Origin of the sequence: Hungatella sp. SL.1.14 (assembly GCF_024460495.1) — a bacterium.
GTDB lineage: Bacteria > Bacillota > Clostridia > Lachnospirales > Lachnospiraceae > Hungatella > Hungatella hathewayi.
This window is the reverse complement of sequence record NZ_JANFYJ010000013.1, coordinates 166,993-186,395: the sequence shown is the minus strand read 5'-3', so window position 1 is coordinate 186,395 and position 19,403 is coordinate 166,993. Positions and strand designations below refer to the sequence as shown.

Sequence of the window (19,403 nt, the reverse complement as noted above, 5' to 3'; positions counted from 1 at the left end):
ATGCTCCGATTCCATGAATTCTGTATTTAGCAACCCACTCTTTCAATGTTTTACACCCGATATTATATTTAGTGGCTAAATAATTATAGGAACCCAATCCATCAAGGTATTCCTGTGACACCTTTGCACGGAATTCCGAAGTATGAGGGGATTTGGACATAAAAATACCTCCTAAGTAGATTTTGGTTATTTATCTTGTCTACTTAAGAGGTATCATATCAATTTTTGTATTGGTGGTTTTCATTTGTTCAACCCACTTACAAAGAAAACAGTATCAAAAGAATTGTTAAACAGTATTGCTATGGAATTACAAAAGTATAAAGATATTGAATTTTATACTTGTCATTGCACTGGTGAAAAGGCATATCATTATCTATCTCAACAAATGGATAATATGAATTATATGTCTTGCGGTAATGTTATCGAAATCTAAGTATATATTTAATTGGATTTGATGGAGGAAAAAGGTAATGGCAAAAGAAAAGGATTCGTTCAAAGAGCTTCTATCTGGTGTTGGTATATAAGTATGGACACGAAAAGTTGAACAGCCTATAATAGCAAATGAAAGAGCAAAAGAGATGTTCAACATGGCGAAGAACCAAAAATCGTATCCTCCGGAATTCAAGAAGCAGATCGTGGATCTGTACAATGCCGGAGGAAGAAACGGTTACCCTTAAGGAATTCAAGGCGCTGCAAAAGGAGATACAGCGTCATATGGCGGCCCAGAGGCTTCGTTCTGTAGTGGTAAAAAAAGTACAACCACCATGCGAATAACGGCAAGGTGCCAGATGATAAGGAAAACATCCTGAAGCGGAATTTTGAAGCGGCCTCCATCAACCAGAAATGGTGCACGGACATCACTTATATTTATGTGTTAAAAGAAGGGTGGACATATCTGGCTGCTGTAATGGATCTGTGCAGCCGTAAAGGGAATCCCTATGATAATGCATGTATAGAATCCTTCCATGCGGTATTGAAGAAAGAAGAAATCTATCTGCATACTTACCAAAATTTCAAAGAAGCCCGAGGGGCAGTCTTTGAATACATAGAATCCTGGTATAATAGAAAAAGGATTCACAGCGCTGTCAATTACATGACGCCTCAGCAGAAGGAAGATGAGGAACTAAAAAGGTGGTGTAATCTTTCGACTTTTTTGTCCAAAGTATTGACATAGGTCCACATTGCAGTCGGCTTTAAAGTTAATATATAGTGTTGCATTGACCGTATACTTAAAAAAGTAAGCGGTCTTTTTTCTTTCTGTGAAATGTCGATACGATTGGTTTGCTGGAAACTGTTTGAAAATAATATGATAATAAAATGATACAAAATAAATGTTGAGGTCTGTGTGGAATTGTGTCGAAAATAATGCTATTATAGTTATGGAAAAGATATCAGCTGCCTGGCATTACTTTGGAAAAAAGAGAGGTACGGAAGCATGGGATTATTTTCGAATCTGTTTAAGAAGACTGGAAATGGTGAGAAGGAACCAAAACAGACTACCGGGCTGGTGGATATCAGCAATTCTGTGTCAGCACCCCAATATAACCCGGAGATTCTGCCGCTGCAGGGGGATTATGCAAAAGCTGTATTTCTTTGGGCATTTTCCAAGCCACAGCCAATAAGAGACGATGGTAACTATGCAAGTTATTTTCTGTACGAGTGTGGAATCAGAGACTGCGTCGAATATCATAAGAAGCTGATTAAGGAAGGGTACTTAATTGAGGCAGAACCAGGAGAGGCGCTGGAACTGTTTAAGCTGCCTGGCCTCAAGGACATGCTGAGGGAACTGAATCTGCCGGTATCTGGTAAGAAATCAGTCCTGATAGAGCGAATACTTGAAAATGCTGAAGAAGGGTTCTTGAATGCCCATGTCCCGGAAACGGTATATAAGCTGTCTTCAAAGGGGGCTGCATTTTTATATGCTCATGATGCCTACGTACAAATCCACAAGAATAAAAACTGGGGAATTTCATGGCAGGAATATGACCGATATGCAAAGCCTGGCCAGGATTATCTGACTACGATGTGGATTATTTTTAATACTCAGTTAAAGAATTCGAAACCGGAGGAATCCAGAAGCCTGTAACGATTCTGAGATGATTGATATACTGTATTTGTGGAAACTTCCAATTCAAATTTGCGATAAGGAACTGTTTCGAATCATTATAGAAAGTGCAGTGGAGGGCAATTACGATGAAGAACAGGCGAATAGACAGTTAAAGACAGCGTATTACAAATTCGTTGATAAGCTATAAATGGGATTGGAGGACGGTAAGGTGGAGTGGAGAACGCTTTTTAAACAGAATGTATTAAATGGGGCGGAGGATTATATCCGGAGCAATTCGGTTCAGAATTTGACAATAGAAGAGAATAAGGTCACGGCGACGGTGACAGGCATCGAAAACTATCGTGTCGATATCAGTCTGAGCGGAAATGAAGTCTCTTCAATGAAATGCAGTTGTCCGTATGCAAAAGCGGGCAGCAGCTGTAAGCATATGGCCGCAGTTATGCTGGCATGGGAAAAATATATGAGTGCAGAGAGTGATGCAACACCAGCAACACCAACAACACCAACAGTGCCGTTTGCCGAAGACCTGGCACTTTCAGAAAAAGAAAGACAGCCGGTTGTAAATACTGCAGATAACGGTCTCCAGTTGACCATCAATATTGACGACGTGCTTACATACGCGATTGTCCATAATGGCGCGCACATTGTCAGAGATATTTGCGTGAAGAATATATCTGACTCCGATCTGGATCATCTGCTGCTGCAAATTAGTTCTGATAATGGGCTTATAAAAGATTTCAAACTTGGCATTGAGAAGATAAAGCCTGATGAGGAGCTGCACTTCAGAAACTTAGATGTACAGGTCAATGCAGAATATTTGGCATCTCTGACAGAACGCAGCATCTGCCAGCTGACAGCAGGCATACATTTTGAAGGGAAGCTGTTAGCTTCGGAGACAGCAAATATCACGGCACTGGCATTTGACCAGTGGCCGGGACTGCAATATACACCGGAGCTGCTGGCAGCTTTTGCCATGCCGAATCATCCGGTTGTGACAAGCATGATCCAGCTGGCAGCGAAGTATCTGGAAAAATGGACCGGAGACCCGTCCCTGGCAGGATACCAGTTTGATGATCCGAACAGGGTGAAACAAATGGCTGCTGCAGCTTACGCGGCTGTCCAGGAGAAAAATATTACATATGCAGAGCCGCCTTCCAGCTTTGAGACCTTCGGCCAGAGAATCCGTCTGGCGGATGCTGTATTAGAACAGCATCTTGGGACCTGTATGGATATGACGCTGCTGTATGTGGCATGCCTGGAAGCAATGGGGCTGAATCCCGTCATGGTTATGATGAAGGGACATATCTTTGCTGGTGTCTGGCTGGCAGAGGAATCCTTTGCCGACATGATTATGGAAGACCCGTCTCAGCTGGAAAAACGCATGTCCAAAGGGATTCACGAGATTATGGTGGTAGAGTGTACTGCCATGTGTGCCGGAAAGAGCAGAAGCTTTGACGATGCGGCAGCTATAGCAGAGCGTAATGTGGCAAATTATAGCAGTTTTGCCTTTGTAATTGATGTAAAACGTGCCAGAAGTATGGGAATCCGCCCGCTGCCGGTGCGTATAAAGACAGACAGCGGGTTTGAAGTACAGCATGAGGACAGAAAAGAAGAAGACATTACGAATGCCTCCGAAAAGAAGGTTGAGATATTCGATCTTCCGGACTCTGCCAGGAAGGAACAGGCTACGAAGCTGACCCAGTGGGAACGCAAGCTGCTTGATTTAAGCCTGCGGAATATGCTGATTCATATGCGTATGACGAAGGCAGTCGTTCCGCTTTTGTCCTCTGATGTAAGTATTCTTGAAGACGCGTTATCTGACGGTGAAGAATTTCAGGTACTGCCGCGACCGGCGGAGATGGCGATGGCAGGGGAGGGCGGTATTCCGGTTGAAGCGCTGGGGGAGCTGGGGCCATTTGCCGATTTTATCGCATTGGAAAGTAAGCATAAAAGGCTGCATTCCCTCTATACGGAGAAGGAACTAAACAGTTGCCTGACTAAAATGTACCGTTCTGCCAAAACATCTATGGAAGAGAATGGTGCAAGTACTTTATATCTGGCATTGGGTTTACTGCGGTGGTTTGAAAGTAAAACGAACACGACTGTCAGATATGCTCCGATTGTACTGGTTCCCATTGATATTGTCAGGAAATCAGCCAGCAAAGGTTATGCGATGCATATGCGTGACGAGGATGCACAGATTAATATCACGCTGCTGGAATTTTTGAAGCAGAAGTTTGATTTACAGATTTATGGACTGAATCCGCCGCCTATGGATACGCATGGGCTGGATATGCCTAAGATTTTTGCAATTATCCGCCATGGCGTGATGAACCTGCCGATGTGGGATGTGGTAGAAGTTGGATTTATCGGAAATTTTTCCTTTTCACAGTTTGTCATGTGGAACGATATCCACAACAACAACGCGTTTCTTGAAAACAATAAAATTGTCCACAGCCTGATGACTGGGGCAGTGGGATGGGATTGCTCAATTCCGGAATGTGTAGACACAGATGAGGCTTATTTGCCGGTAACTGTGGATTCTTCGCAGCTTCGTGCCATTAATATGGCAGCGGCAGATGTCAGCTTTGTCCTTCATGGACCGCCCGGGACTGGAAAATCTCAGACAATCACAGCAATGGCGGCTAATGCTCTGACGAAGGGAAAGACGATTCTTTTTGTGGCAGAAAAAATGGCGGCTCTGGAGGTTGTCCAGAAGAGGCTGGCGATTCTGGGAATTCAGGACTTCTGCCTGGAACTGCATTCCAATAAAGCAACGAAGAAGGCGGTGCTCGATCAGCTGAAGCGTGGACTTGAAATCGGTATTCAAGGCACGAAAACAGACTATGACAAGAAAATTCAGGATATCCGTAAAATGCGGTCGGAACTGGATGCTTATGCAAAAGCCCTGCATAGGAACAGGCCATTTGGAAAAAGCCTCCGACAGCTGATGGATATCTATGAAACGATAACCGTCTTTGACAAAGGTATAATAATAAATCACAACAAAAACCGAGCCAACCTACACTAAAACGCCACTTTTTGTATCAACAAAAGGGGCGTTTTTTTCATGGCTCGACAGGGAAAGGAGTGGTATCAATCAAAAATTAAAAATGGAAAGGGGGAATATTTTTCGCTGGCCGGGCCGTATGGTCTGGCCTTTTTTCATGCCACAAAAAAGGAGGTTAGCGAATGGCAGATGAAACATTGAACAAGGGCCCGGAGGGAGAAAAGCTCCCGGAGTCCCCAGCCCCGGATGGGCCCGGCGCACCGCCCGCGCCGGAACAGGCCGAACAGGTGACGCTCCCCGGTATGGGCGAGGGCGGCCCTGCTCCGTCTGGTAAGGTCATCAACCTGTCGGATGTGCGGGGTGATGATGATAAGGGCGGCAAGGCTCCCGCCGTTGAAGCGGAAAAGCCGGAAAAGCGCCGGGGCCGTCCGCCAAAGGAACAGGCGGAGCCGAAGTCTCCAAAAGCGGAAAAGACGGCCAAGCCCCGCGCAGGCCGCCCACCCAAGGGGGACAAGGCGGCCCGCGCCGAGGCTCAGCCGTCCACGCGAGACAAAGTGTCCCAAAGTAAAAAGAAAACCCCGGAAAAGGGCTCCGGCGGGATGGGCCCGCCCAAGTCTCCGCCAAAGGGCAAGGCCGGGCCCGTCAAAGCTGCGGCGGCCCCTGTCCCGGAGATCAACCTGCCGCCTACACCAGCCGAGCCGCCCCGCCCGGTTGAGGAGGGCAAGGTTGTCTATTTGAAATTGTCCGAGCTCCATGCGTTCCACACGTTCCGGGAGCATCCCTACAAGGTGCAGGACGATAAGGCGATGGATGACCTGGTGGGGACGATCAAGGAGCATGGCGTTATGACCCCCGCCACCGTCCGCCCGGAAAAGGACGGCCAGGGCTATGAGATCATCGCGGGCCACCGCCGTCATCATGGCAGTGAACGGGCCGGGCTGGATGAAATGCCCTGTATTGTCCGCAACATGACGGACTTTGAAGCCGTCCGGGAAATGCGGAACAGCAACAAACAGCGCGGGGAGCCCCTCCCCAGCGAGTTGGCCCGCCTGCTGGATTTGGAGGTGGAGGCTATCAAGCACCAGGGGGCCCGCCCCGGCAACAGCCAGGAGGAGCAGGCCCTGGGGAAACGCTCTGTTGAGATTGTGGGTGCGGATCACGATATGAACTATAAAAAAGTCATGCGTTATATCCGGCTTAATTCTCTTGTCCCGGAGCTCCTGGATATGACGGACGCCAAAAAGCTGGGCTTTATGCCTGCGGTGGAGCTGTCCTATATCCGCCCGGAAAACCAGCGATTGATCGCTGTTTCCATTGAGGGGGAGCAGTCCTCCCCCTCGGTCAACCAGGCCAAGCGGCTCCGGGAGCTTGACAAGGAGGGCAAGCTCAACGGCGATGTGATTGACGGGATTTTGAGTGAAGAAAAGAAGGAGGATCGCGGCGTGATTATTTCAACATCTGAACTGTCGAAGTATTTTGGCAAGGAGGTCACTCCCGCCAAAATGAAAGAACAGATTATGGCCCTGCTGGACGACTGGAAAGAGAAACAGCCGCCCGAACTGGCAAAGCCGGAGAAAAAGAACACTCTGGAAAAGTAACGGGGCTTTGCTTCGAGACACTTTGTCCCAAGGTGCCGGGCCCCGGAAAAGCAGGGCTCTGTGGTGATATATCCCCCGTCGCCGGGGATAAAAAAGCACAGTCGGAGGTGGGCTGTCAAGGGGGCGGAACGCCCCGCCGCTTGCGGTGGCTTGCCCTTGACGGCCTGCCCCGGCTGTGCTATCTCCGGCCACGCGGCGGGGGTATATCCTCCAGAGCCGCTCCCTTTCCCTGGATAGGGAAAGGGCGGGGGGATAGGGTTGACCCGGCCCAACAATTCAGTTACGGAGGTTTTGACGATGAAACGACCCCTTGCTTATATTACCGCCGCATGGTGCGGCGATGACGATGACAATATGGAACGGGCGGCGCGGTACTGCCGCATCGTGTACGAGGCGGGCTTTTCGCCTGTCTGCCCCGCGCTGTATCTGCCCCTGTTTCTCAATGATGCGGTGCCGGAGGAGCACAAGAACGGCATCGACATGGCCCGCGACCTGCTCCGGCGTTCCCGTGTGCTGGTGGTGTGCGGCCACTCTATCACCGAGGCGATGAAAAATGATATTGCGGTGGCCCAGCGGCTGGGGATCACAGCGACCACCCTGGACGGCATTTTGACGGTCAAGGGCCAGGGCCGCCACTAACGCGCCGGGCCCAGAGAACGGCGGCACTTGGAGACACTTTGTCCCAAGGTGCGCCGGGGAAAGGAGGGATATAGCTGGTTGACGAGGATGTTTCCAGACGTACCATAGCACTATCCATAAAGGCCAGCAAGCTGACGGCGCGGGTGCTGGCCCAGGCGCTCCAAGCGGCGGGCCGCAAAATTGCAAAGACCCGCCGGGAGCACCAGACGCCCCACGGCAGGCAAACGGTGCGCCAGCTCATGGCCCACGGAGCCGCCACAAACAGCATTGAAATTGAAGCTCCCCGGCAGTTTGACCGGGTGGCCCGCCGCTTCAATGTGGATTATGCCTTTTATAAAACCGGGCCGGACAAATACCTGCTGTTTTTCAAAAGCGGCCAGGCGGACGCGGTGACAGCTTGCTTTTCTGAATACTCCAAACGCCTGTTGAAGCGTTCCAAGTCCAGCCGTGTCCCCATCCGGGAACAGCTCAAACGGGCTGAGGATCAGCTTGCAAAGGAAAAGCCCCGGAAGAAAGAACGAGTAAAGGAGGCGGCCCGTGAGGACAGATAAACTCAAAAAGTATTTGATACCTAACATCCCCTATCTGTTTATCCTGTGGGCCTGTCTGAAACTGGGGACGGCCTACCGGCTGGCGGCGGGTGCGGATGTTGCTCATAAGCTCATGGGGCTGGGCCAGACCATTGGCCCGGCCTTTGCCGACTTTGCGCCGGGGCTTGCTCCCTTTGACTGGCTCGTTGGCATTGTGGGCGCGGCGGCGTTCCGTCTGCTGATCTACACGAAAAGCAAAAACGCCAAAAAGTACCGCCGGGATGAGGAGTATGGCTCCGCCCGCTTTGGAACGGAAAAGGATATAAAGCCCTTTGTCGATCCCAAGTTTGAGAATAATGTCATTCTCACCGGGACGGAATTTCTTACCATGAACACGCGCCCGAAAAATCCGGCCAACGCCCGGAACTTGAATTGCTGTGTCATCGGCTCGTCCGGCTCCGGCAAAACCCGGTTTTGGCTCACGCCCCAGCTTCTCCAGGCTCATTCCTCTTTCGTGGTGGTTGATCCCAAGGGCGGGGTGCTCTCCCAGGTAGGCCGCTTTTTACAGCGGCGGGGGTATAAGATCAAGATTTTTAACAGCATTGATTTTTCTAAATCCATGCACTATAACCCGCTGGCCTATCTCAAAAACGAGGCGGACATTCTCAAATTTGTGGATACGCTCATAGCCAACACAAAGGGGGACGGCAAGGAGGGCGATCCGTTCTGGACAAAATCGGAAACGCTTTTGTATTGCGCCCTGCTGTCCTATATCATTTTCGAGGGCCCCGCCGAGGATCGGAACATGAATACGCTGGTGGATATGATTTCCGGCATGGAGGTCAAGGAGGATGATGAAAACTTCCTAAACACCGTGGACTATATGTTTAAGGGCCTGGAAAAACGCAAGCCGAATTGCTTTGCTGTCAAGCAATACAAAAAATACAAGCTGGCCAGCGGTGTAGTAAGTTTGAAGAGACTTCTTAATCAATCAATTTTAAAGAGTTGGAGCTCCAAAATGATTAAAAAGTCTCTTGAGGCTTATTTTTTTACCTTAAAGAACAAAATTGTATTTTGTAAAAAACAATTTCAAAACATGTCCGTATTTTGTTTCGTCAGTACAGAGATTGTGTAAGGAACTTTAAAAAGATGACACGAAATCAAAAAAGATGCAGTAAGGGGGCTGTAAAAAGACCTCTGAGCATTTCGTTTAGTGTAAAGAACTTTTTTACTTCTTACACGAACCTTGAAAACGAAACAGCCTGCCCGTAGTGATACCAGAACTGAATAGGCATTCAGCGTGTCTTTTCTGGTTAATACGTCCCGGAAACATTAGAACCCGGTACAGGAACGGATATGGGATGAGAACAGGAACTTAATAAACGAAGGAGGACATCTGACTATGACAGAGAAACAGGGATTCATGACAGCGTTGTATGAACGTCTTAGTCGTGATGATGAATTAAACGGAGAATCCAACAGTATTTCGAACCAAAAGAAACTGCTGGAACAATATGCAAAAGAACATGGATTCACCAATCTTGTTCATTTTACTGATGATGGTATCTCCGGTACAAGATTTGATCGTCCAGGCTTTCTTGCCATGATGAAAGAAGTAGAGTCAGGGAAAGTCAGAACGATTCTGATTAAAGATATGAGCCGAATGGGAAGAGATTATCTGAAAGTCGGGCAATATATGGAGTTGCTACGACAGAAGAATGTCCGCCTGATTGCAGTCAATGAGAATGTAGATAGCTTCCGGGAGGATGATGATTTTACTCCATTCCGAAATATCATGAATGAATGGTATGCAAGGGATACCAGCAAAAAGATAAAATCCACTTTCAAGGCGAAAGGAAAATCCGGCAAGCATGTGGCAAGTACAACACCGTATGGGTATCTGAAAGACAAGGATGATCCGAATGTATGGATTGTTGATGAAGAAGCAGCTGTAGTTGTACGGAGAATCTTTCACATGACAATGGACGGTTACGGACCATATCAGATTGCCAGGGCACTGAAAGAGGATAAAGTTGAGATACCAGCAGTTCATATGGCAAAGAAAGATGCCGGATTATGGAAAGGCAGAGTAGAAGAAATCAAAGATCCTTATGGCTGGGGTTCTTCTACTGTTGCAGGTATTCTGAAAAAAAGAGAGTATCTTGGTCATACAGTGAACTTCAAGACCAGAAAGCATTTCAAAGATAAGAAAAGTCATTATGTATCTGAGGATAACTGGACGGTGTTTGAGAACACGCAGGAAGCAATCATAGATCAGGAAACTTTTGACAATGTGCAGAGAATCCGAAGCAATGTGAGAAGGTATCCAGATGGATGGGGAGAAGCCCATCCGCTGACAGGTCTGATGTATTGTGCAGACTGCGGTTCTAAAATGTATGTCCATCGGGTAAATAATGGCAAGCGGGTGCCACAATATACCTGTTCGGCATATTCTAAAGTTCCGGTTGGAACACTCTGCCAGACACAGCACAGAATTAATGCTGATGTGGTTATGGAGCTGATTAAGGAACTTTTAAAGGCTGTTGCGGAGTATTCACAGTTGAATCGTGAAGAATTTTTGGAGACAGTAAAAAAGGCACAGACTTCACAGCAGTCCAGTGAGATCACAAGATTGAAAAACAGATTAGCAGAAGCAAAAAAGCGTGTGCAGGAACTGGAAAAACTGATCTGCAGAATCTATGAGGACAATATTCTTGGCAAGCTGCCAGATGAACGATATACGATTCTTGACGGACAGTATTCTAAAGAACAGAAAGATTTGTCGGCAGAAATTGCAGATATGGAAGCTGAATTATCAGGTTATGAAGAAGGTCGCAGATCAGCGGAGAAGTTTATTGCGCTGGTTGATAAATACCAAAACTTTGAGGAATTGACCACTTACATGCTGAATGAATTTGTAGAAAAGATTGTGGTTCATGAGCGTGACCGAAAAGGAAGCATTGAGACAACTCAGGAAGTGGAAATCTATTTTAATTTTATTGGAAAATATTTACCGCCACATTTCGGTGAGGTGGAAATGACACCGGAAGAAATTGAAGAAATGAAGAAGCGGGAAGCCAGAAAAGACAGGCTTCATCAGAATTACTTGAAAAGGAAAGCAAATGGCAAGCAGCAAGAATACTATGAACGGACAAAGGCAAAAAAGAAAGCTGAGATGGATGCAAAAAAAGAGGAAATCCGTCAGGAAGATATTGCAAAGGGTGTGTTCGTTCCGGTATCACTGCTTCCACCTGCAGAACCGAAGAAAGGAGTCGCATCAGCATGAGTAAATTAGAAAGAATCGTTCACGATGACAGCAATGGTCTGGATTATATCCTTGTCGGGGAAATCTATCTGCCGCTGATCGCTGTGCCGGAAGAGAAAAGAGAGATTGGTTTTTATGGAAGTCTTCACAGAAACTATCTGAAAGATTACAAGAGTGGCTTGTATTCCTATCTGACATTGAGTGGTAAGCTCTGGACGTATCTCGCAGATCTGAATGAGCAGTGTTTGGAACGCAGGGATTTCCTCATGGAACAGATTATGGAGCAGGAAGGCATTACGGAAGAATTGAAAAGCAGAGATCAGATGGAATGGGTTCGCCGGGCAAACAATGCAAGAAGCCGGGTAGATGAAATTATTTTAAATGAACTGGTGTATGTGTAGGAGGGACTTATGAGATACTGGATTGAATATGCAGACGGAAGATGTTGTAATTTTGCAAACAGCAGAAAAGATTTACTGGACTGGCTGAAACTTTTGAAAGATGAAAAAATCGTTGATATCCGAAAGATTTACAAAAGCGGTGTGACAGATTCTGTGATAGACAGCTATCGTAGTTATCTGAAACAGTGAAAGGGGTGGACAGTCATGGTTGTTGTAAGAATTATTGTGAAAATCGTATTACTGCCAGTGCGTATATGCCTGACAATGATACAACTGGTGGTTATGTTCTTCACATGGCTGTCGGCAACGGTATTTCATATCCTGTCGGGGATTATCTGCATTACAGCAGTTTTAGGGTATGGATTCGGACAGGAGACAGGCACAGAAGCGGTCAGGATGCTTGTGGCAGGTTTTATACTTTATATCCTGCTGTGCTTTCTGGCTGGGCAGTGGTGTGGCTGGAAACAATCAAAATCAGATTGATGAAGTAGACCACTGGAGAAAGGAATAGGATTCTTAAATGAAGATTACAAAAGAGATTGAAGAATTTATCAACCTGACCATAACGGAGCATATGGGAAAAGAGTATGCAGACTGGAAACTGAGCCAGCCGTCTGTGACAGAACCAGATGAAGTTGAGGAAGAATATAAAAAAGTGATTGCCACACTTCCACAGAAACAGGAAGAGGCCATTACAAAATATTGCGACCAGATATTTAACAGTGGAGCAGAGACAGAAGAATTTTTCTACCGGTTGGGACTGAGGGACGGAATGAAACTTAGGAAGAATGTTAAAATGGTTCTGAAGCAATTATCAGAATGATACATACAGGAATTATCTGAAAAGTGAATGAGTAAAGGAAAGGGCATTAACCGTAAAAAGTTAGTGCCCTTTGTTTTACCCATTTTTATATTTTCACAAAATCCGATGCAGAGGATTTTTGAAAAACAGACGGAACGGAGATCCTGCTGAAGGGACAGCGGCAGGAGTTACGTTTTGTCTGCTGGGAGTACAGAGGGCTGGAAGTCCTTTGTGCCCAGATTGCAAAGAGCGGCAGCATCTTGCTGGGGTTAAGGGGCAAAGCCCTTAGCAGGTTAAGGGCGGCAGCCATTGCCCAGTGATATGGCGTTTCGCCATATGGTACTGGGTACTGTCTGTAACGGGGACAGAGACTTTTGGAAGCTTCGCTGCAATCCCCTCCGGGGAAACAACTTGAAAAAAGGAGAGATGTGAATTGAAAGGCACAAGGCATAACGGCAGATCTGGGAAAGACGGTGTTTACAATCCGCTTCACAATGACCGGAGATTTGACCCGGAACACAGTGAGCATATTGACAATGAACGTGTCCGTCAGAATATTTACTGGGACTGCTATCAGGGATATACCACAATGGCAGACCGGGGAAAAGAGGATAATTTTTCTTTTAACCAGATTGAGATGGCATACTATGTGGATCATTACAGCGATTATGTGATTAACCAGAATAAACGTCATGAGAAAGCAAGACACCCCGACAGATGTAAAGGGGTGGAAGATGTTCTGAAAAATAAAAAGACCTGTCCGGAAGAAAGTATCTATCAGCTTGGGACGATAGATGAACACGCTTCTGTGGAAACGCTGGTTTTGGTTTTTGATGAATTCAAGAAAGAGTTCGATGAGCGGTTTGGTTCTAATGTGCATATCATTGACTGGTCACTGCACATGGACGAAGCGACTCCGCATATTCATGAGCGTCATGTATTCGATGCTACGAACCGGTATGGGGAGATTGAACCGAAACAGGAAGCGGCACTGGAAGAACTTGGCTTTGAACTTCCGAATCCGGAAAAGAAAAGATCAAAGACAAATAACCGTAAGGTTGTTTTTGATTCTGCCTGCCGGACAATGTTCCTGGATATCTGTAAACGTCATGGACTGGAAATTGACGAAGAACCGTCCTATGGAGGAAGGCAGTATCTGGAGAAACAGGACTATATCCGAATGAAGCAGAAAGAAGAGATTGCGGTTCAGCAGGAAATGCTCAATCAGCAGAGGGATAAGGTCAATGCGAATCATCTGGAACTTGCAAGGCAGTCAAACCATGTCAGGGCAAATGAAAAGGTTATCCAGTCACAGAAAGAAAAAATAGAACAGCAGGAAAAAGAATTTAAAGAAAATTTCATTTCCAATTCTGACCGGATTCTAAGTCAGGGCGAGCTGATTGAAGAACAGAGAGAGGAACTGCAACAGCTTACCCTCCGTATTGAAGATGTGGAAACCTTGCTTGACGAAGTATCCAGTGAAGCCTATGACAAGGCTGTGGATAAAGTCGCAGAGGAAACAATGCGGGCTACCAGAAAAGATGACATTCGTCTTGCGGAAGATTCTAAGAGATGGATTCAGAGTCCGGAACGTAAGGCATCACGAAAAGAAAAGGAATATGCGATAAACAGGCTGGACGGTCTGATTAAAAAAATCGAATATGCGATGGAAAAAGCTGTTGTGAGGGTTGTCCGTCAGTTAAAACAGCCAGAGAAGAAAAAAGCCGTTGTAGAAGAAATCAAAAAAGAAGTGAAGCCGTCAATCAGAGAAAAACTTGCATTGAACGTAGCAAAGATTCAAAGAGAAGAGGCAGAGAGAAAACAACTGAATAAAGGAAGATCACATTCCAGTGATCTGGAACTATAAGGGCATTTTGTTGATTCCGTAAGGACAGGACAAAGTGCTTTTTTGTTTTTTGTGAAAACTTGCTTCCCAGATTTGGGAAGCAGATTTAAGAAAGAGAGGAAACGAATTGGGATTATTTGATGAAGTAAAACAGAATGTGACCGTCCGGCAGGCTGCGGAGAGGTATGGGTTAAAGCCCAACAGGAGCGGACTGATCCGCTGCATTTTCCATAATGACAAATCACCCAGCATGAAAGTTGACCGGAGATATTATTGTTTCGGGTGTGGCTGTACAGGAGATGCCATTGATTTTACGGCACAACTGTTTGACATTGGATTGAAAGATGCAGCCATGAAGCTGGCAGATGATTTTGGGATTCCTTATTCCGGCAGGGACAGGGGATCACCGCAGAACAGGAGAAGCGTTTCAGCAAAAAAGCCAGAGCCGACACCAGAAGAACTTTGGCAGAAAAAACATCTGAGATGCCTGAGAGCCTATCTGGATTATCTGAGCCTGCTTCTGGAATGGAAAGAACAGTATGCACCAAAAACACGGACAGAAGAATGGCATGAAAAGTTTATGACTGCTCTCAGGGAGTTGTCAGTTGTTGAGTATTATCTGGATATCCTGCTCTTTGGGGACAGGGCAGATAAGGAAGCACTTGTAAAAGAAAAATGGAAGGAGGTGGAGCGGATTGAGCAATGCGAAAGAGAAGATAAAGGAGATCGCCACAAAAGAACAGAAAGATGCCATGAAAGAAATGTTCCGGATGGTAGATAAAAGCAAAGTCGATGAAGTGAAACAGATGCTGGAATATACACAGAAAGGAACTGCGAAAGCAACGGTTGGAAATTATATGGTTGTGCTGAGAAATGATCCGCTTGTGCGTGAGAGTATGAAATACAACAAGCTGACAGGCAGGATTGATATTGTAAAAAAACTCTGGTGGAATGAGGAAGTCTGCAAGCTGGATGATGATGGCAGGACTTATTTCTACTATTTCTTTGAACGCTATTACAAACTCACAAGTGAAAAATGTATGGATAAGGCACTTCGCATAGAAGCCAACAGCCGGGCATACCACCCGATCTGTGAGTATCTGGAACAACTGGAGTGGGACGGGCAGGAGAGAATCCGTTATGTTCTGCAACGGTATATGGGGGCAGATGCTTCGGATTTTGTCTATGAGGTTGTGAAGCACTTCCTGATGGAAGCATTAAGCAGAATCTACCGCCCCGGTTGTAAAGCAGATGAAATGCTTTGTCTGGTAGGTCAGCAGGGAGCCGGAAAATCCACATTTTTCCGTTTTCTTGCATTGAACGATGACTGGTTTTCTGATGATCTGAAGCAGTTGAATGACAGTAAGATATACGAGCATCTCCGGGGACACTGGATTATGGAAATGTCGGAGATGATTGCTGCAATCAGTGCAAAGAGCAATGAGGAAATCAAGTCATTCCTGACCAGACAGAAAGACACTTACCGGAACCCTTATGATAAATATGAGGAAGACCGGAAGCGTCAGTGTATCTTTGCAGGTTCAACGAACACAAGGCAGTTCATTCCTTTTGACCGTACCGGGGCAAGACGGTTCCTGCCGATTGCTATAGACAGCAGTAAGGCAGAGAAGCATATCCTCGATGATGAAAAAGAAGCCAGATCCTATTTTGACCAGTTGTGGGCAGAAGTAATGGAAATCTACTGGTCAACGGAGAATAAGAGCAGCCTGTTGAAGTTCTCAAAGGAAATGGAGCAGGAGATCAGTGAATACCGAAAACAGTTCACACAGGAAGATACGATGGCAGGAATGATACAAGGCTGGCTGGACGCTTATAAAGGTAGTCATGTATGTTCCGTCCAGATCTGGAAAGAAGCCTTTGACCATTTTGACCGGGAGCCGAAAAAATTCGAGACAAATGAGATCTGTTCCATTATGGATACGCAGATCACTGGCTGGAAGAGAGCCGGAGTCCACAGATTTTCAAAGGAAGGATATGGCAGACAGAGAAGCTGGATCAGGGAAGGAGCAGAAGAAGAGGGTGGCAACGAACCGGATAAAGATGGATTTACAAAGCTGACGAAAGCAGAACAGTTGGAGCTGCCATTTGATCTGCCCGACAGAGAGAAAGGCTGATTTTGATGCCGAAAGGCTACTGATTACCCGGAAATTTACTGCTTGTTGACATTTTTGTTGACACCAAAATCCTTTGTATTTACCGGTGTTTCAGCTACTTTTTAACAGGTGTCAACAAGAACATTCAAAAAACTTTTCAATAGTATTTTGGAAAACAGAAATAACTACCCGAAAAAAGTTTCAAACCCTATGTTGACACTTGCGTTGTCAGCGTGCCGATAAACTCCCGGCAGGGACAGAAGCAAACCTCTCTCTGTCGGGCACAGGAAAGAAAGGAAATAGATGATTATGGAAAAAATGATGAATAAAAAAACAGAGGGAAACACATTTACAAAGAAAATCGGGCAGACAGTATATGTTGTCCGCTATCATTTCAATGAAGATGCAAAGGAAACCATGCAAGAAAAGATTAACCGGATGCTGGTTACAGAAGCAAGCCGAAAGGCAATGCAATAGATGGGGGCAGAGACAATTGGAATTGAGATATGTTTGAAAATGTGATATGATTTGAGCAACAAATTAGAAGTTATAAAGGAGAAACACTATGGGATTATTTGGTAAAAGCAAAAAAGAGCGAGAAAAAGAGTATATGAACAGATTAGATGTTCCATTATGTTTAAAAGAAGACTTTGAATTGATTATTGATGATGTATTTACAATTATGGGGGTTGGAACAGTTGTCACAGGAAACATATCAACAGGAATGTGTAGAGAAGGAGAAAATGCGTGTGTTTATAAAACAAATGGAGGTGTATTAGAGACTATAATTACTAACATCGATATACATACAAAAGAACGAAAATCAAATGGTTGTGGATATAAAACAGAACATGTTGGACTTGGGTTAAGAGGAGTTTCTAAGGAACAATTAGAAAAAGGAGATAGAGTGATTGTAAAGAATGCCAATATGTATGGAATGTAATTACAAATTCAAGTTTGCAGAATCAAGAAAACTGGAATTTGAGGTGATGAAACTATGACAGAAATACAAATTGCATGGTTAGAATTGATGACAGTTGGAGGTCTTGGTGTAATATTGGTTTTACTAGGAGTTACTTTCAATATCATTGTAAAAAGACAGAATCAATTGTGTACAAAGCAGACAGACGGTATTGTTAAACAATATGGGTTTCCGGGAAATGGAAGGGTGTATCCAATCGTGGAGTACTTTGTGAATGGAACTTGTTATAAAACAAAGAAAATATTTTGTGGAATTAAAACAACGCAAATATCTGGAGTACCCGTACCGGTGAAATCAGAAGTCTATGAAGATGAAAAAGGCTGGCTACATGTAAAAACTGGATCCATTGCAAATTTGCGTCAACTTGCAGAGCAGTTGTGGCCTATCAACAGTAAGATGACAGTTTATTATAATCCAAACAATCCTAAAAAGTGCTATGTTGATAGACCAATTTCAAAAAGTTTTACTTCCATGATGTTTATCATAATGGGAATAGTAACGATACTCTTGAGTGTATTGGTATTCTTTTTGATGCAGCTATAAATTACAAAAGATAATTGGTAATCAGACAAAATTCAAGTTTGTAGAATTATAAAGGAATAATATTATTTTAAATGAGCTGTTCGGATTAAATGCGTTGCCCTCTAACGGGTCAAGGATGAACCATGATACAATCAAACTTGAGTATGGTATTAAACATCAAAATATTCGTAATTTCCTTTTAGTTAAGAAACAAATATAGTAAGAGCAAAATATCGCTCTTTTTTCATTCAAAAATAAGTTATACTAGAAACAGAGGTGATATCCATGATTAACAATAAAGAGAAAAAAATGATTCAAAGATATTGTATATATCCAAAGATTGCAGTGGTTGCACTCATCTTTTCATTTGTACAATGTGCATTAATAGTACCATTAGAGATGATAGATGATTTAGTATTCCAAAACAAAGGTTTTCAGCCTACAGGGATGTTTACTGCATTAGGATTTGTCATTATATATGTTATTATATTCTGTTTCTGTGCACTTGCCCCTAAGTTTGGAATGAACGGTAAGAAATGGAAATCTCTTATAGGTAGATTAAATGTGAAACAGTCAGAAACAGATTATTCTAAAGAGGTATCTGCTGCTTTGGCGTCACAAGCTGTTGGTCGATTCCTTAAAGAAAGTGATAATGATACTGCAAAGAATATAGGAAGTGCTATGCAGGTGGCTGGTGCAGTAAGTACAGTCTCTACATCTATAGATATGTTATCTGAAGCAGGAAGTAATGCCGAGAACATGGCACATGCTTATAGAATCCCTATTCCTGATATAAAAAAACAACTCATTGCCTTTGCAGTTATCCCAATACTTATTGTAGTCGGTACTTATATACCTCAATATATAAAAGGAAAGCAGGCAATGGATCAAAGAATTGCAGCTTCTGCAAAACAAGTAGAAATAGTAAAAAAGGCATTAGAACCTGTATGTGTAAGAGTACATGCAGACAATCCAAATGAATCACGTAGTAGATCAAGTTATACTGTTATGGGATATTTAAGAGATTCAGGTGCTACTGATTGTTATGTTCATGTTCAAGTCAATAATAGTGGTACTATCATCAATATCTCATATGTAGAAGGTGTGGATATTAATAAGAGTTTAGAAGAGAATTTAATGCAGACAGAAAAAGATTTTGCGACATTACAAAAGTCTTTTGAGAATTTAAATGTATCCGTATCTAATCCTGAGATATTATCTTATCAGGCTATTCCACAACAATTTAAAGATGAATTTCTAAATGGGACATTTTATAAGAGTTTCCGTTTCTATGATCAGGATGCGCCTATCAGTTTGTCTTGTTCATTTGATACAGAGACAGAAGATCAGTTTGATGAATATACAAGACCTAAAATTCATTTCTTCTTAGGATCAAAATAGACACCTTATGAATAATAAATTTGATGAACAAAATGATACAGTCAAATTTCAGTTGTTAAACTTATTAATATTTTATCACAGGCACACCTGAAATTCTATTTAAATTCATTTGCTTTGAGGATGCAGAATGATTTAAATATCCCAACATAGGCATACTTCTTATTGGACACGGAATCTTTCTTGTAAGAAAATTGGCAGTTGTATATAATAGTTACAGACCACAGA

General features: G+C 44.3%; 20 protein-coding genes. 19 read left to right on the top strand and 1 reads right to left on the bottom strand.

The genetic code is table 11. From position 1 onward, the window contains the following. Window positions 1-160, bottom strand: a 160-nt coding sequence (locus NE473_RS15705) for a helix-turn-helix domain-containing protein (RefSeq protein WP_256265338.1), incomplete at its 3' end; no start/stop codon positions are given. A 621-nt stretch (window positions 161-781) separates the two neighbouring features. On the opposite strand from NE473_RS15705, the gene NE473_RS15695 reads away from it, so the two are divergent. The 19 genes from NE473_RS15695 (at window position 782) to NE473_RS15605 (ending at window position 19,178) form a co-directional block, all read left to right on the top strand. Beyond that, window positions 782-1,174, top strand: coding sequence for an integrase core domain-containing protein (locus tag NE473_RS15695; RefSeq protein ID WP_242866234.1), 393 nt, complete (start codon window positions 782-784; stop codon window positions 1,172-1,174). Window positions 1,175-1,435: 261 nt separating this feature from the next. Beyond that, window positions 1,436-2,086, top strand: coding sequence for an SAP domain-containing protein (locus NE473_RS15690; protein WP_055651740.1), 651 nt, complete (start codon window positions 1,436-1,438; stop codon window positions 2,084-2,086). A 190-nt stretch (window positions 2,087-2,276) separates the two neighbouring features. Next, complete coding sequence (locus NE473_RS32860) at window positions 2,277-5,099, top strand: DUF4011 domain-containing protein (protein ID WP_256265334.1); 2,823 nt, start codon at window positions 2,277-2,279, stop codon at window positions 5,097-5,099. Between the two features lie 161 nt (window positions 5,100-5,260). Then, window positions 5,261-6,676: a ParB/RepB/Spo0J family partition protein gene (locus tag NE473_RS15680; RefSeq protein ID WP_195463646.1), complete on the top strand. Its 1,416-nt coding sequence runs from the start codon at window positions 5,261-5,263 to the stop codon at window positions 6,674-6,676. Between the two features lie 297 nt (window positions 6,677-6,973). Then, a complete protein-coding gene (locus NE473_RS15675) occupies window positions 6,974-7,315 on the top strand; it encodes a DUF7768 domain-containing protein (RefSeq protein WP_117570308.1) in 342 nt (113 codons plus the stop codon). 143 nt (window positions 7,316-7,458) lie between these two features. Continuing rightward, the gene (locus tag NE473_RS15670) at window positions 7,459-7,866 is read left to right on the top strand and encodes a PcfB family protein (RefSeq protein WP_233511520.1); all 408 of its coding nucleotides are present in this window, start codon (window positions 7,459-7,461) and stop codon (window positions 7,864-7,866) included. Then, complete coding sequence (locus NE473_RS15665; protein ID WP_256265333.1) at window positions 7,853-8,980, top strand: type IV secretory system conjugative DNA transfer family protein; 1,128 nt, start codon at window positions 7,853-7,855, stop codon at window positions 8,978-8,980. The genes NE473_RS15670 and NE473_RS15665 overlap by 14 nt, the downstream gene beginning before the upstream one ends. A gap of 267 nt (window positions 8,981-9,247) precedes the next feature. Then, window positions 9,248-11,131, top strand: a complete 1,884-nt coding sequence (locus tag NE473_RS15660; protein ID WP_055156495.1) for a DUF4368 domain-containing protein — start codon at window positions 9,248-9,250, stop codon at window positions 11,129-11,131. After that, on the top strand, window positions 11,128-11,511 hold the full coding sequence (locus tag NE473_RS15655) for a TnpV protein (RefSeq protein WP_118393060.1): 384 nt from the start codon (window positions 11,128-11,130) through the stop codon (window positions 11,509-11,511). Before NE473_RS15660 ends, NE473_RS15655 begins: the two co-directional genes overlap by 4 nt. Window positions 11,512-11,520: 9 nt before the next feature. Beyond that, complete coding sequence (locus tag NE473_RS15650; protein WP_021738889.1) at window positions 11,521-11,700, top strand: hypothetical protein; 180 nt, start codon at window positions 11,521-11,523, stop codon at window positions 11,698-11,700. A 15-nt stretch (window positions 11,701-11,715) separates the two neighbouring features. Beyond that, entirely contained in the window at window positions 11,716-11,994 is a 279-nt protein-coding gene (locus NE473_RS15645; RefSeq protein ID WP_044963260.1) for a hypothetical protein, read from the top strand. Between the two features lie 37 nt (window positions 11,995-12,031). Further along, window positions 12,032-12,334: a hypothetical protein gene (locus NE473_RS15640; RefSeq protein ID WP_021738887.1), complete on the top strand. Its 303-nt coding sequence runs from the start codon at window positions 12,032-12,034 to the stop codon at window positions 12,332-12,334. 412 nt (window positions 12,335-12,746) lie between these two features. After that, entirely contained in the window at window positions 12,747-14,180 is a 1,434-nt protein-coding gene (locus NE473_RS15635) for a hypothetical protein (RefSeq protein WP_021738885.1), read from the top strand. A gap of 106 nt (window positions 14,181-14,286) precedes the next feature. Beyond that, a complete protein-coding gene (locus NE473_RS15630) occupies window positions 14,287-14,940 on the top strand; it encodes a CHC2 zinc finger domain-containing protein (protein ID WP_021738884.1) in 654 nt (217 codons plus the stop codon). Beyond that, a complete protein-coding gene (locus tag NE473_RS15625) occupies window positions 14,855-16,294 on the top strand; it encodes a virulence-associated E family protein (RefSeq protein ID WP_227097757.1) in 1,440 nt (479 codons plus the stop codon). The genes NE473_RS15630 and NE473_RS15625 overlap by 86 nt, the downstream gene beginning before the upstream one ends. 288 nt (window positions 16,295-16,582) lie before the next feature. After that, entirely contained in the window at window positions 16,583-16,750 is a 168-nt protein-coding gene (locus NE473_RS15620; RefSeq protein ID WP_081695227.1) for a transposon-encoded TnpW family protein, read from the top strand. Between the two features lie 88 nt (window positions 16,751-16,838). Next, on the top strand, window positions 16,839-17,216 hold the full coding sequence (locus tag NE473_RS15615) for a hypothetical protein (protein ID WP_055169795.1): 378 nt from the start codon (window positions 16,839-16,841) through the stop codon (window positions 17,214-17,216). Window positions 17,217-17,270: 54 nt separating this feature from the next. Then, window positions 17,271-17,798, top strand: coding sequence for a DUF3592 domain-containing protein (locus NE473_RS15610; protein WP_021738880.1), 528 nt, complete (start codon window positions 17,271-17,273; stop codon window positions 17,796-17,798). Between the two features lie 264 nt (window positions 17,799-18,062). Beyond that, the gene (locus NE473_RS15605) at window positions 18,063-19,178 is read left to right on the top strand and encodes a hypothetical protein (protein WP_021738879.1); all 1,116 of its coding nucleotides are present in this window, start codon (window positions 18,063-18,065) and stop codon (window positions 19,176-19,178) included. Window positions 19,179-19,403 lie beyond the last annotated feature (225 nt).